This window comes from Novosphingobium sp. 9U (genome assembly GCF_902506425.1).
Lineage (GTDB): Bacteria > Pseudomonadota > Alphaproteobacteria > Sphingomonadales > Sphingomonadaceae > Novosphingobium.
Genome location: NZ_LR732469.1, coordinates 256,170 through 271,896 on the forward strand (window position 1 = coordinate 256,170; position 15,727 = coordinate 271,896).

Genomic DNA, 15,727 nt, shown 5'->3' on the forward strand with positions numbered 1-15,727 from the left:
ATGGCAGCACCTGAGACTACGCGCATGTTCGCCGAGGCTGCAGAGGCCGGCGAAGTCGTGGCGCGGCAACTGGCCGACAACGCGGACACGCTCGCCGCCTTGGGCGAGGCCCTGCGCGAGCGGGCTCCGCGCGGCGTCCTCACTTGCGCACGCGGCAGTTCAGATCATGCCGCCACCTTCGCCAAGTACCTGATCGAGACGCGCGTACAGGTGCTGACCACTTCGGCCGCGCCTTCGATCGCGTCGATCTACGGCACGCCGCCGATGACCGGGGACATGCTGGCGATCGCCATCTCGCAGTCAGGCAAGAGCCCCGACATCCTCGCCACTTTGCAGGCGGCAAAAGCGGCCGGCGCGCGCACTCTAGCGCTGGTCAATGTCGAGGACTCGCCGCTGGCGAGCCTGGCGGACACCATGCTGCCGCTGCGTGCGGGCCCGGAGACGAGCGTCGCCGCGACCAAGTCCTTCATCGCGACCTTGGCCGCCATCACGGCGCTGGTCGCCAGCTGGACTCGGGACGAGCCGCTTGCCGAGGATCTCGCCAGCCTGCCCGAGCTGTTGCCGCAGGCCTTTGCGTGCGACTGGTCGGCGATGGTCGATGCGCTCGCCTCGGCAAAGGGCCTCTACGTGATCGGCCGTGGTCTCGGCCTTGGTGTGGCGCAGGAGGCGGCGCTCAAGTTCAAGGAGACGTGCGGACTCCATGCCGAAGCCTTCAGCGCCGCCGAAGTGAAGCACGGCCCGATGGCGCTGGTCGGCCCGGACTTCCCGCTGCTGGTGTTCCGCCAGGATGACGAGACCGCGGGCGGCACCGACGCCTTGGTGGCCGAGATGGTCGCGCGCGGCGGCACCGTTCTCCTCGCCGGCGGCGAAGCACCCGGCGCGATCGCCATGCCCTTGCCGGTGGCAAGCGCAGCAGTGCAGCCGATCCTTGCGATTCAGGCCTTCTACCGCGCCGCGAACACGCTTTCGCTGCGGCGCGGCTTCGATCCGGACCGCCCACCCTATCTCGCCAAGGTGACCGAGACGGTCTGATGGCGTTCGCACTCATCAATGGTCGCGTGCTGGTCGACGGTGCATTTCGCGATGACGTGGCGGTGACGGTCGAAGGACCGAACATCGTCGCCATCGGCAACGCGGATGCCGGCGTCGAACGGATCGACCTGGATGGCGCCATGCTGCTGCCGGGTTTCGTCGACAGCCAGGTGAACGGCGGCGGCGACGTTCTGTTCAACGCCGAGCCCACGGTCGAGACCATTGCCGCCATGGGGCAAGCGCACGCCCGCTATGGCACGACGGGTTTCCTGCCGACGCTGATCAGCGACGATCTCGAGGTCGTGCGACAAGGCATCGCGGCGGTGGATGATGCCATCGCCGCGGGCGTGCCGGGCGTGCTGGGCATCCACATCGAAGGGCCGTTCATCAGCCTGGAGCGCAAGGGTATCCACAGCGCGAGCCACATCCGCGCGCTCGACGACGCCGGGCTGGAGGTGCTCACCTCATTGAAGCGTGGACGCACCCTGGTGACGCTCGCGCCCGAGCGCGCGACGCCCGGCTTTATCCGCAGCCTCACGCAAGCAGGGGTCATCGTAGCGGCCGGGCACACGAATGGCACGTACGCGCAAGTGACCGCGGCGATCCACGCCGGGCTGACCGGCTTCACGCACCTGTTCAACGCGATGTCGCCGCTCACCAGCAGGGAGCCCGGTGCGGTTGGCGCCGCCCTCGACAGCCTCGAGACGTTCTGCGCGATAATCGTCGATGGCTTCCACGTCAGCCCCGTGACCATGCGCCTGGCGATACGCTGCAAAGCGCACGATCGCTTCATGCTGGTCACCGACGCGATGCCGACGACAGGCGGATCGCAGCGCAGCTTTTCGCTTCAGGGTCGCCGCATCGAGGCGCAGGATGGGCGGCTGGTCGCCGACGACGGCACTCTGGCCGGATCGGACCTCAACATGCTGCAGGCGGTCACCAACGCTGTGGAGATGCTGCAGGTCCCGTTCGAGCAGGCAGTATCGATGGCCACGGCCGCGCCTTGCGCGTTTCTCCAGCTATCCGCCTATGGCCACATAGCAGTGGGCAAGCGGGCCTCGATGATCGCCGTTCGCGACGGCACGGTCGAGCGCAGCTGGGTCGATGGCAGCAGCCTGCAGCTGTAGCGCGGCAGGTACCGGATCAGATCCGGCCGTCAGTTCCGGCGGTGCTTGCCGCCATAGTAGGACCCGATGAAATCGCCGATCTTCGACATCTCCGCAGCAGCGGCGACGGCGCTGTCGGCACAACAGGGCAGCGGGCCCTTGTCGGCCTCCGCCGCGCGTGCGGCCACGCGGTCGCACAGCTCTTCGATATCGGCGCGACTCAGCAGGTTCTTCTCACGCAGCAGGCACAGCAGCGTCTGGAGAATGACAAGGCTCTTGTCGCCATTGTCGATCTGATCGCTGGCCAGCACATCCAGGTTACGCATGGCATCTCTCCTATTTTTTTGGGAGTGTATGCCAAACGCACGAACGTGCAAGGGGTGTGTCAGCGCCTCGTTTGAGGCCCAGTCTCAGGTAAATCCCCCTGCTGCAGCCCGCCGCCCAGAGCCCGATAGAGTTCGATCAGATTGTTGATCCGCGACAGCCGCGTCGTCGCCAGCTGTTGCTGCGCGGCGTACGTGGTGCGTTGTGCATCGAGCGCGGTCAGGAAGCTGTCCACCCCGGCGCGATAGCGCGCGTCGGACAGGCGCGCGGCGACTTGCGCCGCCTCTGCTCGGCGAGTCTGCGCATCGATCTGCTCGACAATGGTACCGCGCTGCGCAAGCGCATCGGCCACTTCGCGAAAGGCGGTCTGGATCGTGCGCTCGTACGTCGCGACCGCGGCCTGCTGCGAGGCGCGCGCATAGTCCAGGTTCGCACGATTGCGGCCGCCGTCGAAGATCGGCAGCCCGATCGCGGGCGAGCCGGTGTAGGTATAGCTGCCGGAGCGGAACAGCCCGCTCAGTGCCGTGCCGATGGTGCCGATCGTGCCGGTCAGCGAGATCTGCGGGAAGAACGCCGCCCGTGCCGCGCCGATATTGGCGTTCTCTGCGATCAGCTGGTGCTCTGCCTGCAGCACGTCTGGCCGCTTCAGGAGCACCGACGAGGACAGGTCCGAGGGCAGCGCATCGCGCGTGATATCCTCGCCGCCCAGCCCGCCGGGCAACTGCTCGGCCGGCACCGTGGTGCCGACCAGCAGGTTCAGTGCGTTCTGGTCCTGCGCGATGCGCGTGGTCAGCGCGGCGACATCGTTGCGCGCACCTTCGAAGTTCGTCTCGACCTGGCGGCTCTCCAGCTCGGACGCGACCCCGATGCGGAACTGCGCGCGTGTGAGGTCCAGGGTTTGCTCGAACGTCTTGAGCGTCTCGCGGGCGATCCGCAGCTGTTCCTGGTCGGACGCCATGGTCGCCCAGGCCGTGCCGATCTCCGCAATCAGGCTGATGCGGGCGGTGCGCGCCGCTTCCTCGCTGGCGAAGTATTGCTCCTGCGCGGCGCGGCTGAGGTTGCGCAAGCGGCCGAACAGGTCGAGCTCGAACGACGAGAAGCCGACGTTGGCCGAATAGATCGCAATGTCGGTGGAGAGGGACGTGGAGCCTGTGCCCATACCCACGCCGGTGCCCGCTCCGCCTGCTCCCGCCGCGCCGAGCGGGCTGTTGGTGTAAGTCGCGCTGCCATTGGCGCTGATCGCCGGCAGCTGGTCGGCGCGCTGCACGCGGTACTGCGCGCGCGCCTGCAGCACGTTGGCCGCCGCTACCCGCAAGTCGCGATTGTTGGCGAGCCCCGTCTCGATCACCGCGACGAGCCGCGGGTCGGTGAAGAAGTCCCGCCAGCCGACCAGCGCGATGTCGGCAGGCGCATCGGCGCGGGGCGCAGGATAGGCGCCACCTTGCGGGAACTGCTCTGGCGCAGCCCCGACCGGCCGGATGTACTTGGGCGCCAGGTTGCAGCCGCCCAGCAGCGAGGCACCGGCGAGCAGGAACGCGATTCTTTTGGTCATGCTCAGGCTCCCTGCCTCTCGGGACCATGCGGCATATCCTGGACCGTCTCGCCATCGGGCTCGTCGCGCGCTGCGGGCTCCTTATCGCCGCCCTTGCCGAAGAGGCGCAGGACCACGACGAAGAACATCGGCACCAGGAAGATCGCGAAGACAGTCGCGGTCAGCATGCCGCCCACCACCGCGCGGCCGATAGCGTTCTGCCCGCCTGCGCCCGCACCGGTCGAGATCGCCAGCGGCAGGACGCCGAAGATGAAGGCGAGGCTGGTCATCAGGATCGGCCGCAAGCGCAGCCGCGCCGCTTCGATCGCGGCCTGGAACGGCTTCATCCCGCCCACCACCCGCTCTTCTGCGAACTCAACGATCAGGATCGCGTTCTTGGCCGAGACACCGATGGTCGTGATCAGGCCGACCTGCAGGTAAATGTCGCTGTTGAGGCCGGTGAGCGCCGCCGCAGTCAGCGCGCCGATCACGCCGAGCGGCACGACCAGGATGACCGAGATCGGCACCGTCCAGCTCTCGTAGAGCGCGGCCAGGCACAGGAACACGATCAGCATCGACAAGGCGTAAAGCGCCGGCGCCTGCCCGCTCGACAGCCGCTCTTCGTAGGAAAGGCCCGCCCACTCCAGCGACGTGCCCGACGGCAGCTTGCCATGGATCTCTTCCATGATCTTCATCGCCTCGCCCGAGCTGACGCCCGGTGCCGGAGCGCCCTGGATCTCCATGGCCGGGCTGCCGTTGAAGCGCGTCAGCTGCAGCGGCGCCAGCGCCCAGTCGAGATTGCTGAAGGCGTTGTACGGCGCCATCTGGCCGTTCTGCCCTCGCACGTAGAACTCGTTCAAGTTGTCGGGCTGCAGGCGATAGGGTGCATCGGCCTGGACGTAGACGCGCTTGACGCGGCCCCGGTCGATGAAGTCGTTGACGTAGGATCCGCCCCAGGCAGTGGCGATAGTGGAACTGGCGTCGCCCAGATTGAGGCCCAGCGCCCGCGCCTTGTCCTGGTCGATTTTGACCTTCAGCTGCGGGGCGTCATCCAGGCTAAGCGGACGCACTTGCGCCAGCCGCTTGTCCTTCGCGGCCATGCCCAGCATCTGGTTGCGCGCCGCCAACAGTCGTTCGTGGCCGATGCCGCCACTATCGACGAGCTGTGCGTCGAAGCCGGTGGCGTCGCCTAGCTCCTGCACCGCCGGCGGGATCAATGCGAAGATCGTCGCGTCCTTGAACGCGGGGAACTGCTTATTCGCGCGTGCGACCACGGCCTGGGCGCGGGAATCGGACCCGCTGCGCTCGTCGAAGTCCTTCAGCTTGACGAAGGCGATGCCGGCATTCTGCCCCTGCCCTGAGAAGCTGAACCCGTTCAGCGTGAAGGCGCCCTCCACTGCTGGATCCTTGCTAAGCACCTCGCGCACGTATTCCAGCGCGCGCTCGGTCCGCGGCGCCGTCGCTCCAGAGGGAGCCTGGACCACGACGAACAGCGAGCCCTGGTCCTCGTCGGGGAGGAAGCCGGTTGGCAGGCGCCAGAACAGCAGGCCCACGCCGCCCACGATCACCAGGTAGATCAGGAGCGAGCGCTTCCAGCTGCGCGCCGTGCGCTTAACTCCGCGCTCGTAGGCTTGCGTGCCCCGGTCGAAGCGATCGTTGAACCAGCGGAAGAAGCGCGCCAGCAGTCCGGTGCCTTCGTGCTTGCTGGGGTCGTGCGGCTTCAGGATCGTGGCGCAGAGCGCCGGCGTCAGGATCAGTGCCGTCAGGACCGACAGCACCATGGCCGCAACGATCGTCAGCGAGAACTGGCGATAGATGACGCCGGTAGAGCCGCCGAAGAAGGCCATCGGCAGGAACACCGCCGAGAGCACCAAGCCGATGCCGATCAGTGCGCCGCTGATCTCGTCCATGGACTTGCGCGCCGCGTTCTTGGGACTGAGCCCTTCGGTGGTGATCAGGCGCTCGACATTCTCCACCACGACGATGGCGTCGTCGACCAGCAGGCCGATCGCCAGCACCATGCCAAACAGGGTCAGCGTGTTGATCGAGTATCCGGCCAGCGCCATTACCGCGAACGTGCCGAGCAGCACGATCGGCACCGCGATCGTCGGGATCAGCGTTGCCCGCCAGTTCTGCAGGAACACGAACATGACGACGAACACCAGCACCACTGCTTCGATCAGCGTATGGATGACCTGCTCGACCGAGAGGCGCACGAACGGCGTGGAATCGTACGGGTAGATGACCTTCACGTCGCGTGGGAGGGTCTTTGACAGTTCGCCGACCCGCTCCTTGACGGCTTCCACCGTGTCGAGCGCGTTGGCGCCGGGCGCCAGATTGATGCCGAAGCCGGTCGCCAGCTTGCCGTTGTACTTGAGATCGAAGCCGTAGACTTCCGAGCCGAGCTGCACGCGCGCCACATCCGAGAGGCGCACGATCGCGCCGTTCGCATTGCTCTTGAGGCGGATCGCGCCGAACTCCTCGGGCGTCTGCAGCCGCGACTGTACCGATACGGTGGCGTTCAGCATCTGCTCGCTCGGGGACGGCTGCGCGCCCAGCTGGCCTGCGGAGACTTGCGCGTTCTGCTCGCGCAAGGCCGCAGTGACGTCGGCGATGGTCAGCTGGTAGCTGTTGAGCTTGGTCGGATCGACCCAGACGCGCATCGCGTATTGCGAACCGAAGGCCTGGGTTTCGCCGACGCCCGTGATGCGGCTGATCGGGTCCAGCAGGCGCGAGGCGACCATGTCGGCCAAGTCGGCGCCGTCGTGCGTGCCGTCTTCCGAATAGAGGCCTACCACCAGCAGGAAGCTGGCCGACGACTTGGCGACGCGGATGCCCTGCTGCTGCACTTCCTGGGGCAGGAGCGGTGTCGCCGCCTGCAGCTTGTTCTGCACCTGGACTTGCGCGATGTCGGGATCGGTGCCCTGTTCGAACGTCAGCGTCACCGTCACCTGCCCGGCGGACGACGAACTGCTATCGAAGTAGCGCAGGTTGTCGATGCCCTTGAGCTGCTGCTCGATGATCTGGGTGGTGGTGTTCTCCAGGGTCTGCGCGTCGGCGCCCGGATAGGTCGCGTTGATCGTCACAGTGGGTGAGGCGATCGCCGGGAACTGCGCGACGGGCAGCGTGCGGATGGCGAGCAGGCCCGCGAGCATCAACAGGATAGCGATGACCCATGCAAAGATGGGTCGATCGATGAAATAGCGCGCCATGCGGGGTTACTTCGCTCCGCCCTGCGAGGGAGCGGAAGCCGGCCGCGCCGGTGCGTTCGGGTGCCAGGGTACCGGCTTCACGGTCGCGCCCGGCTGCGCCATCTGGCTGCCTTCCATGACAACGCGGTCGCCGGGGTTGAGGCCCGAAGTCACCAGCCAGTCGTTGCCGATCACCCGATCCGTCTTGAGCACGCGCTGCGCCACCTTGTTGTCGGACCCGACCACCAGCGTTACCGCCTCGCCGCGCTCGTTGCGGGTCACGGCGCGCTGCGGGATGAGCAAGGCATCGCCCTGCACGCCCTCGACCAGTTCGGCCCGCACGTACATGCCGGGCAACAACAACGCGCGCGGGTTGGGGAAAACCGCGCGGATTGTCTGCGTGCCGGTGGCCGGATCGACGCTCACGTCGGCGAACTGCAGGCGACCCTCAATCGGATAGACCGATCCGTCCTCCAGCCGCAGCCGCACGCGGGCGGCACTGCCGCCGCGCGACAGCGATCCGGCCAGCAGCTGCTGGCGCAGGCGCAGGAGATCCGCGCTCGATTGCGGCACGTCGACGAAGATCGGGTCAAGGCGCTGGATGGTGACCAGCGCGTCGCCCTGCCCGGCGGTCGCCAGGCCGCCGGTCGTCACGACGCTCCGCCCGATCCGCCCGGAGATGGGCGCGCGAATGGTGGTGCGCGCCAGATCGATCTCGGCGCTGCGCACTGCGGCTTGCTGCGCGGACACATCGGCCCGCGCCTGCTGCGCCGTGGTGATCGCATTTTCGTAGTCCTGCCGTGCGATGGCGTTGATCCGCACTAGCTCGCCATAACGACGCTGCAGTGCAGCACTGGAGGCGATCGATGCGCGCGCCCGCGCCAGGGCGGCGCGCGCACTGGCGACCTGCTGCACGTAAGGCTGCGGGTCGATACGGTAGAGCGCCTGCCCCGCCGAGACGGTGTCGCCCTCCTGGAACAGCCGAGCCACGATCAGGCCGCTCACCTGCGGGCGCACTTCCGACGTCTCGTAGGCGGTGGTCCGCCCGGCCAGCGTCACCGTCAAAGTGGCGGGCTGCGGCTTCACCTGCAGCACCCCGACTTCGGGCGTGGGCGGCGCGGCCGGCTGCTTCTCGCCCGACGCGCACGCCGCCAGCAGGAACGACGCCAGGAGTGCTGCGCGTGATGAAAGAGCCATTGGTGTCCTGGTGTTTATGGCAGATTGACTTATTGTGAATGATCGTTCACTCACATGCTGCTACTGCGAAGAAGGCAGGGCGTCAAGGGAGCATCGATGTCGCATCCTTCTGCCGGACAGCCAGTCTCGGGCGCTCGGCGCACGGCCCAGGCCCGGCGCGAGCGCATCATCGCGGCCGCGCGGACGCTGTTTGCGCAGCATGGTTTCGACGGCACCGGGATGGCGCAGATCGCCAAGGAATCGCAGATCCTGGTCGGGCAGATCTATCGCGACTTCGCCGGCAAGGAGGACCTGATCGCAGCCATTGTCGAGCGCGACATCGCCGATCTGCTCGACGATCCCAAGCTAGCAGGCGCGATGGCGTCGGGTCAGGCCGACCATCTCCTGCAATGGATGCGCGCTTTCATCGGGGAAAGCCTGGACGACGACAGTCGCAAGGTGCTGTCGGACATACTGTCGGAGGGCACGCGCAATCCGCGCATCGCCACGATCCTGCGGCAGGCCTGTGAGCGCCTGCGTGAGCGGATCGCCAGCGCTGCGTTGATCTGGATACCGGGGCCCGAGCAGCAGGCCGAGCGCGAGGGCCTGGCCGACCTTATCCTCACCGCATGCGGCGCCCTCCATCACCGCCAGATTTTCGGCCTTGGGACAAATGAGGTCATCACCCGAAAGCTGGTCCAGATGGTCGAGGCGGAGATCGAGCGGCTCAGTAAAGCTAGCTGAGGCAGGTTGTTCGCAGGTGGCGTCGAGGAGTGACAGTTAGGATCCAGGCTGCAATCGATAGACGTGGCGACACCCGGATCAAGAAAGCCGCCGCACCCGGGTCATAGATTTCGCTTCTGTCTCACATCCGATTTGTGCAACTTCTCCGGTAATCGGATTTACGAGATTATGGGAGCCTGAAGAGCCGAGGAACCACGGCGGGCGGCTTGACGCCGATGCGGCTGGGATGATTGCCGCACACACGTTGAGCCTGCCTCGCCCAGGTCCGAGGCCGCAGCAGCGCAATCGAAAGATCTGTTGATGACCGAGACGATCGCAGCCGAGAGACCGTCCTACATGGTGAGCGCGCCCGTTACGATGGGCCTGGACAACTTGCCACGGGTGCAGGGTGGTCCGATCAAGCAGGCGTTCTTCACCCACTTCCAGCCGGCGTTTCTGATCGCGATCGTCGCGTTCTACTACTACGCGCCGGACGCATGGGTGAAGCCATCGGTCACGCTGTGGATCGGCCTTGGCGTGAAGTTCCTCATGCTCGGATTCGAATGGATCAGCCCCCGCCACAAGAGCTGGCAGCACACCTGGAAGGAGCTCGCCTGCGACACCTTCTACGTCGCCATGGGCATGATGGTGGTGCGCGTCCTGTTCGCGCCGATCAGCGACGATGTGATCATCGCCTGGTTCCAGGACAACTTCGACCTGGCCAAGTTCGCCTGGTTCATGACCATGCCGCTGCTGCTGCAGGCCTTCCTGATCTCCTTCATCGGCGACTACTTCCAGTACTGGATGCACCGCGGCATGCACAACTGGTACCCGCTGTGGGTCACGCATGCGCCGCACCACTTCGTCACCCAGCTGAACATCCAGAAGGGCGCCATCGGCAATCCGGTGGAGATCTTCCTGATCGGTCTGGGCGTGGGCGGACTGTTCGACTTCCTGCCGCGTGCCGCCCTGCTGGCCGGCGCATTCGGAATTGCCGTGGGCACGTACCAGCACTGCAACATCCGCTTCAACACGCCCCGCTGGTGGTTCAAGATCTTCAACACCACCGAGCACCACAGCCTGCACCACGCGCAGGACTATGACAGCACGCGCAGCAACTACTCGGGCACCTGGATTTTCATCGACCGCATCCATGGCACCTGCCGCGATGGCGAGGCCGAACTCCTGGGCCAGGAAGGCGGCCGCCGCATGTCGATCTGGGAAACGATGCACTACACCTTCAGCGAGCCGTACAAGCTTCTCAAGGAGAAGTTCGCGGACCGTCGCCAGATCACCAGCGCCGTTCCCGCCGAGTAACGATGCGGACGCCTGCACCAGGCACCGGCATAGGCCCCAAGAACAAGGCGGCACCGCAAGTGCGCCATCCCTAAGGAAGACCTGTGAACCTACGCGGCATCGACTGGATCTGGACGGTCAGGGGACGCATCGCGGTCGAGCCGATGCAGTCGCCCGCCGGCGCCTTCGACAAGCTCGATCCCATGTTCCACGAAAAGGGCACGAGCTACCGCGTTGATGGCGACACGCTGTCCTTCACCAAGAAGGACCAGCTGCCCCAAGACAAGATGTCCGTGTTCGACCACGGCACGCTGCGCATCTCGGACGGTACCCTTCGCTACGAGATGACCAGCCGGGCGCTGCTCGCCTGCTTCTTGGCACCGGCGCTGTTCTTTGGCGTCGGACACATCGGCGTGGCGATCGACGGCTGGCGCAATCCGCCCGAACTCGCCGCCGCCAAGGAAGCGGCGGAAAAGAAGCGCTCTCGGGTGAAGGCCGAGGACGTTCCGATGAACCCCATCGACGAGTTCCTCGGCGCCGCCAAGCCGGAGAAAAAAAAGGAAGACAAGAAGGGCGACGAAGTCGGCAAGCGCAAGCGTAAGCCGTCGATGACCACCGCGTACGTCTTCATGGGCATCTTCTTCGCGCTGTGGGTCCTTGGCCGCATTCTCGAGAACGTCCTGATCCACAAGCGCATGCGCAGGCTGCTCACGGGCGAGAGTCTCGCGCTGGCTACGGACGAGCAAGGGTTTCGCCAGTCCGGCTACCCTTCCCCGCGGCAAGCGGCGTGACGAGGAGCGCTGACTGAACGCAGACCGCTCGGCTGAGGGCTGATGTTGTCATTCCCACCCCGGCTTTGACAAGCCGCGAATCTCGCCGCAACCGGCCCGCCATACGGTTGGCTTCGGTGCTACCGCTACGGCTTACCCCATTACTGCATGGGCTGAGCTACTAAAGCCGCCAAATGCCTTGGCGTCTGACCCGCACCAAAACGCACCCTTAGCCCGCATCCTTCGACAAGCTCAGCATGATCGATGCAGGAGCTCTGCCGCGGTATGAAGCATGCAGAACGGTGCCGCCGTCTGCTCTACCAGGCCTTGTGAAACTGCTGCGGCCGCCAGACCGACCGCAGCCACTGCAATCTTAAAAGCGCAGGATCACTTCGGCGCCCAGTGGATGTCCACCGGCAGTTCGGTGCTCGCCAGCACGCGGCCGATCGGGAAGGCCGAGGACTTGCCCTGCTTGATGGCGGTTTCGATCACCTTGCGCTTGTCCTGGCCCGTCACCGCGATCATCAGCGCTCGCGCCGTGGTGATCGCCGCAAGGCTGAGGGTAACGCGCGGCACCGGCGCGTCGGCCGGCAGCGGATCGGGCATGACGCCGAGCGCACGGCGCTCCTTCGGTCCGGACAGCGCTTCGTCGTAATCGGGCCCGGGAAAGATCGACGCCGTGTGCCCATCGCTGCCCACGCCCAGCAGGCACAAGTCTAGCGGCCAGTGCAGGTCCTGCATCAGCGCATCCGCAGAGCCCCCGGCCGCCTTGTAATCCGGCAGCGCGTTGGGAACGATCGGCATCACGCGCGCGCCCTTGGGCAGAAAGTGCTTGGCCAAGACCGTTACGTTGCTCAGCGGATCGCCGAGCGGCACGATGCGCTCGTCCCCCGGAATGATGGTGACGCGCTTCCAGTCGAGCTTGGCGGCCGCCAGCTTCTCGTAGATCGGCAACGGCGTCTCGCCGCCGGCTAGCGCGATTACCGCGGCACCGCGGGCATCGAGCGCGCTTTCGATGATGAAGCCGATATCGCCCGCGACGGCCGACGCCATCTCGGCTGCGTCATCGTATTCCCACCATTCGACTTCCTCGCTCACGTGAGCTCCCTTCTGGTTCCCGGTTCCGGCAATGCCACGCTGGCGTGATCGGGTGATCCCTAGCCGAACCGCGCAGAGCCGCCAAACGCCGACTGTCGAGAGATGGGGAAAGCCTGGCTTGCTAGCAAGGCGATCAGCCTTGCCAAGCTGCACTGTGTACGTGCTACGCAGGTAAAGCTTGGGACGGCAGCGGCGATCCGCTGTAGAGTGTCTGCGCCATCTGGAAGCAACTTCCTCCTGCGCGCTTGGCGCAGTACATCGCATCGTCGGCCCGGCGCAGCAGCACGCCGACATTGCTTGCGTTTGCGTTCGAAGCGATCCCGACCGAGACCCCGATAGTGGCGCCGCCGCACTGTGGCATCGGTGCCGTAAGCTCTTGTACGATGTTGCTGGCGAGCCGCTCCAGAGCGTCGCCAGATATGCCGGGCTGGATGACGCAGGCGAACTCGTCGCCGCCGAGACGGGCGGCAAGCATTCCGGGCCAACGCTCGGACATGTGTCGCAACCTGTCGGCCACGCAGCGCAAGACGTCATCGCCTGTCTCGTGCCCATGCCGATCGTTCACGGCCTTGAAGCCATCGAGGTCGAGCATCAGCACGGTCATGTCGGCGGCCGCGCCGCAGCGAATGCTCCGCAGCCGCTCTGTGAGAGCCCGACGGTTCGGCAATCCGGTGAGCTCATCGACATGGGCCGCGCGCACAGCACGCGTGCGCTGCAACTCCATCTCGCGGATGTAGCGCCTCACTTGCAGGTCGCGCACGATGAACAGGTAGAGAAAGGCAAGGCTGAGAACGAGCGCGATGATCATCACTTCGTCGAGCTGCATGTACTCGAACCGGCGCACCAGATGGCAGAACCGCTCGAATGCCTGGAAGCGCACGGCGGCGAGCGATGCTGCCAAGGCGCTGCCGAGGACGACCGCAGTTTCGACGTTCAGCGCCGCGAGCCGTGGAACGTGCGGGAACTCTGCCATTGCTCTTCCTCAATCCCCCGGCAGGATATGACATCAATGCGACTGTCCGGGCCGTTAAAGAGAGCGGCTAACGTGCGATTCACATTTCGGCTTCGCTAGGCAGACCAGGCGATTACGCGCCGCCGATCACGGCCGCAGCACCCAGCCGCCGTCGACGTGGATGGTCTGGCCGGTGATCCAGGCGCCGGCCGCCGAGCAGAGCAGTAACGCGGTGCCGACCAGTTCGTCCGGCTCCCCACGCGAGCGCAGCGCCACGGTCATGTCGAGGAACTTGATGAACGGAGAATCGTCCGGCACCAGCAGTTTGCCGGCGTCCGACATGACGTTGCCGGGAGCGATGGCGTTGACGGTGACGCCATCCTTGCCGAACTGCTTGGCGAGCGTCGTGGTCAGCCCGACCAAGGCCAGCTTGGTCACGCCGTAGAGGCCTTGTGCGGGAAAGGCTCCCCCCGAGGACTGGTTGATGATCCGCCCGCCACCGCGTGCGCGCATCGATGGCAGCACCGCGCGCGAACAGAGCAGCGCGCCGTTGACGTTGACGGCGAACGCGCGGTTCCATGCATCGAGGCTGATCGTCTCGCAATTGTCGTAGCTCACGTCCACCATCAGCGCCGCGTTGTTGATCAGGATGTCGACACCACCGAACGCGTCATCGGCCGCAGCCGCCATCGCCAGCGTGGATGCCTCGTCCGCGACATCGACTTGCGCGGACACGGCCTTGCCGCCCGCCGCCACGATTTCGTCGGCAACGGCCTGGGCGCCCTCGCGATTGAGGTCGGCCACCACGATCGCAGCGCCGGCATTGGCGAGGCCCATGGCGTAAGCACGGCCGATCGAGTTGCCGCGCCCGCCCGCGCCGGTAACCACCGCAACTTTGCCCTCCAGGCGGAACTGGTCGAGGGTGAAGCTCATGATGCGGACTCCTTGCTTGCGCCAACGGCGGCTGAGAGGAACGGTGCGGCCGCAACTCGCAGCGCCTCGGCTCCGGGATCGTCGGGCAGTGTCGTCTTGAGCAAGGCGACATCCTTCACCAGCAGCGGCGCTCCGTGCGAGAAGGCCTCAGGCGTCGGCAGGCGCGCATAGACCTCGAAGCCGAAGCTGCGTCCGCTGCTGACCTTGATCAGACCGAGCAGCGCCGCGCGGTCCAGCCCCAGCGCCTCGCCTGCCTGGGCGGCCGCGTGCGCCAGACCCATGTTGGCTGCCATCAACGCATTGTTGACGATCTTGGCCCGCTGTCCCGCGCCCGCCTTGCCGAGCAGGACGATGGTGGCGCCGAAAGTTGCCAACACCGGCTTGGCCAAGGCGAAAGCCTCGGGCGCGCCGCCGCACATGACTGCCAGCGTGCCCGCCGCCGCTCCAGGGCCGCCACCGCTGACGGGCGCATCGAGGAAGGCGATGCCCTCCTCGGCGCACCGCTGGGCAAGCGCCGCGCAGCTATCGGGAAGGATCGTCGAGTGGATGACGAGGCAGCTGCCCCGCTTCATGGCCGGGATCAGCTCGTCGCAGATCGCCGCGACGCCGGCATCGTCGACCACGCAGATGCCGACCACGTCGCACCGCTCGCCCAGTTCGGTGACGCTCCCGGCGGCTCGGGCGCCCTTGGCGACGAACGGCTCCAGCGCCTCGGCACGGCGAGCCCAGACTACGAGTGGAAAGCCCGCGGCGACGATGCGCTCCGCCATGGGGCCGCCCTGGCTGCCGAGACCGATGAAACCGACGGTGACCATCGCCATCAGCCCGCAGTGATGCCGGCGTCGATGGTGACGCACGAACCATGGAAGCCGCGCCCCGCGTCGGAGGCGAGCAGCGCGATCATCTCGGCCACGTCCTCGACCTCCACGGTACCGCGAAAGCCGGTGTAGCGCTTCAGGAGATCGAAGTCGCAGCCTTCAGGCGGTCGGAAGTCCTTGGCGATGTTGGTGATCATGCCGCCCGGCGCCACTGCGTTGATGCGGATCGGCTTGCGCTGGTACTCCATCGCCATCGCCTTGGTCATGTTGACGATGCCTGCCTTGCTGGCGCAGTAGGCGGCGGCGTAAGCCTCACCGATGAACGCGGCGGACGAGGCGACGTTGACGATCGCGCCCTGGGCTTCGAGCAAATGCGGGATCGCTGCTTGCGAAAGCAGGAACGGCGCGGTCAGGTTCACCGCGATCGTGCGCGCCCACAGCGCCTCGGGCATCTCGTGAGAGTTGGCGAGGTAGATGACGCCCGCCACGTTGCACAGCGCATGGAGCCGGCCGAACGCATCGACAGCCGCGGTGATCGCCCCTGCGCACGCCGCAGGCTCGGACAAGTCCGCCACATGCACCCTCGCCTCGCCGCCAGCAGCACCGAGCAGCCCGCGCGTTTCCTCCAGCCCTTCCGGGTTCAGGTCCACCAGGCACAGCTGCGCGCCCGCACCGGCAAGGCTGAGCGCAACCGCGCGGCCAAGTCCCGACGCAGCGCCGGTGACCACCGCCACTTTGCCGGTCATGTCGATCTTGATGCTCATGGTTTCGCTCCCT

The 15,727-nt window shown here is 66.3% G+C and carries 14 protein-coding genes; 5 read left to right on the top strand and 9 right to left on the bottom strand.

Annotated features, from left to right (window positions below; genetic code table 11):
* Together GV044_RS01125 and nagA are read left to right on the top strand one after the other, a co-directional pair.
* A complete protein-coding gene (locus tag GV044_RS01125; RefSeq protein WP_159870636.1) occupies positions 1-1,032 on the top strand; it encodes an SIS domain-containing protein in 1,032 nt (343 codons plus the stop codon).
* Positions 1,032-2,159 carry an N-acetylglucosamine-6-phosphate deacetylase gene (nagA, locus tag GV044_RS01130; protein WP_159864313.1) on the top strand — a complete coding sequence of 376 codons (1,128 nt, stop codon included), beginning with the start codon at positions 1,032-1,034 and terminating at the stop codon, positions 2,157-2,159. Before GV044_RS01125 ends, nagA begins: the two co-directional genes overlap by 1 nt.
* Positions 2,160-2,188: 29 nt before the next feature.
* On the opposite strand, the gene GV044_RS01135 is transcribed toward nagA, so the two are convergent.
* The 4 genes from GV044_RS01135 to GV044_RS01150 are packed head-to-tail and all read right to left on the bottom strand — an operon-like array spanning position 2,189 to position 8,381.
* On the bottom strand, positions 2,189-2,464 hold the full coding sequence (locus GV044_RS01135) for a hypothetical protein (protein WP_159864316.1): 276 nt from the start codon (positions 2,462-2,464) through the stop codon (positions 2,189-2,191).
* 59 nt (positions 2,465-2,523) lie between these two features.
* Positions 2,524-4,014, bottom strand: a complete 1,491-nt coding sequence (locus tag GV044_RS01140) for an efflux transporter outer membrane subunit (RefSeq protein WP_201298987.1) — start codon at positions 4,012-4,014, stop codon at positions 2,524-2,526.
* Positions 4,015-4,016: 2 nt separating this feature from the next.
* Positions 4,017-7,205, bottom strand: a complete 3,189-nt coding sequence (locus GV044_RS01145; protein ID WP_159864319.1) for an efflux RND transporter permease subunit — start codon at positions 7,203-7,205, stop codon at positions 4,017-4,019.
* 6 nt (positions 7,206-7,211) lie between these two features.
* Entirely contained in the window at positions 7,212-8,381 is a 1,170-nt protein-coding gene (locus GV044_RS01150) for an efflux RND transporter periplasmic adaptor subunit (RefSeq protein ID WP_159864322.1), read from the bottom strand.
* A gap of 96 nt (positions 8,382-8,477) precedes the next feature.
* Between GV044_RS01150 and GV044_RS01155 the strand changes: the two genes are divergently transcribed.
* The 3 genes from GV044_RS01155 (at position 8,478) to GV044_RS01165 (ending at position 11,170) form a co-directional block, all read left to right on the top strand.
* Positions 8,478-9,104 carry a TetR/AcrR family transcriptional regulator gene (locus GV044_RS01155; RefSeq protein WP_159864325.1) on the top strand — a complete coding sequence of 209 codons (627 nt, stop codon included), beginning with the start codon at positions 8,478-8,480 and terminating at the stop codon, positions 9,102-9,104.
* 300 nt (positions 9,105-9,404) lie between these two features.
* Positions 9,405-10,400 (top strand): sterol desaturase family protein, encoded by a 996-nt coding sequence (locus GV044_RS01160; protein WP_159864328.1) that lies wholly within the window; start codon positions 9,405-9,407, stop codon positions 10,398-10,400.
* 83 nt (positions 10,401-10,483) lie between these two features.
* Positions 10,484-11,170, top strand: a complete 687-nt coding sequence (locus tag GV044_RS01165; protein WP_201298988.1) for a hypothetical protein — start codon at positions 10,484-10,486, stop codon at positions 11,168-11,170.
* Between the two features lie 366 nt (positions 11,171-11,536).
* Here GV044_RS01165 and pgl read toward each other — a convergent pair whose 3' ends face one another.
* The 5 genes from pgl to GV044_RS01190 form a co-directional block, all read right to left on the bottom strand.
* Positions 11,537-12,247: a 6-phosphogluconolactonase gene (pgl, locus tag GV044_RS01170; protein ID WP_159864331.1), complete on the bottom strand. Its 711-nt coding sequence runs from the start codon at positions 12,245-12,247 to the stop codon at positions 11,537-11,539.
* Positions 12,248-12,410: 163 nt separating this feature from the next.
* Complete coding sequence (locus GV044_RS01175; protein WP_159864334.1) at positions 12,411-13,220, bottom strand: GGDEF domain-containing protein; 810 nt, start codon at positions 13,218-13,220, stop codon at positions 12,411-12,413.
* A gap of 126 nt (positions 13,221-13,346) precedes the next feature.
* Positions 13,347-14,132, bottom strand: coding sequence for an SDR family oxidoreductase (locus GV044_RS01180; RefSeq protein WP_159864337.1), 786 nt, complete (start codon positions 14,130-14,132; stop codon positions 13,347-13,349).
* Entirely contained in the window at positions 14,129-14,947 is an 819-nt protein-coding gene (locus tag GV044_RS01185; protein WP_236554919.1) for an NAD(P)-dependent oxidoreductase, read from the bottom strand. The genes GV044_RS01180 and GV044_RS01185 overlap by 4 nt, the downstream gene beginning before the upstream one ends.
* 5 nt (positions 14,948-14,952) lie before the next feature.
* Complete coding sequence (locus GV044_RS01190; RefSeq protein ID WP_159864343.1) at positions 14,953-15,714, bottom strand: SDR family NAD(P)-dependent oxidoreductase; 762 nt, start codon at positions 15,712-15,714, stop codon at positions 14,953-14,955.
* Between the last annotated feature and the right edge of the window lie 13 nt (positions 15,715-15,727).

What these genes read in the sequence shown, in the direction of transcription:
- GV044_RS01190 (WP_159864343.1), bottom strand. Translation starts at nt 15,714, where the DNA reads ATGAGCATCAAGATCGACATGACCGGCAAAGTGGCGGTGGTCACCGGC.
- GV044_RS01125 (WP_159870636.1), top strand. Translation starts at nt 1, where the DNA reads ATGGCAGCACCTGAGACTACGCGCATGTTCGCCGAGGCTGCAGAGGCC.
- GV044_RS01175 (WP_159864334.1), bottom strand. Translation starts at nt 13,220, where the DNA reads ATGGCAGAGTTCCCGCACGTTCCACGGCTCGCGGCGCTGAACGTCGAA.
- GV044_RS01180 (WP_159864337.1), bottom strand. Translation starts at nt 14,132, where the DNA reads ATGAGCTTCACCCTCGACCAGTTCCGCCTGGAGGGCAAAGTTGCGGTG.
- GV044_RS01155 (WP_159864325.1), top strand. Translation starts at nt 8,478, where the DNA reads ATGTCGCATCCTTCTGCCGGACAGCCAGTCTCGGGCGCTCGGCGCACG.
- GV044_RS01150 (WP_159864322.1), bottom strand. Translation starts at nt 8,381, where the DNA reads ATGGCTCTTTCATCACGCGCAGCACTCCTGGCGTCGTTCCTGCTGGCG.
- GV044_RS01135 (WP_159864316.1), bottom strand. Translation starts at nt 2,464, where the DNA reads ATGCGTAACCTGGATGTGCTGGCCAGCGATCAGATCGACAATGGCGAC.
- GV044_RS01185 (WP_236554919.1), bottom strand. Translation starts at nt 14,947, where the DNA reads ATGGTCACCGTCGGTTTCATCGGTCTCGGCAGCCAGGGCGGCCCCATG.
- GV044_RS01140 (WP_201298987.1), bottom strand. Translation starts at nt 4,014, where the DNA reads ATGACCAAAAGAATCGCGTTCCTGCTCGCCGGTGCCTCGCTGCTGGGC.
- nagA (WP_159864313.1), top strand. Translation starts at nt 1,032, where the DNA reads ATGGCGTTCGCACTCATCAATGGTCGCGTGCTGGTCGACGGTGCATTT.
- GV044_RS01145 (WP_159864319.1), bottom strand. Translation starts at nt 7,205, where the DNA reads ATGGCGCGCTATTTCATCGATCGACCCATCTTTGCATGGGTCATCGCT.
- GV044_RS01160 (WP_159864328.1), top strand. Translation starts at nt 9,405, where the DNA reads ATGACCGAGACGATCGCAGCCGAGAGACCGTCCTACATGGTGAGCGCG.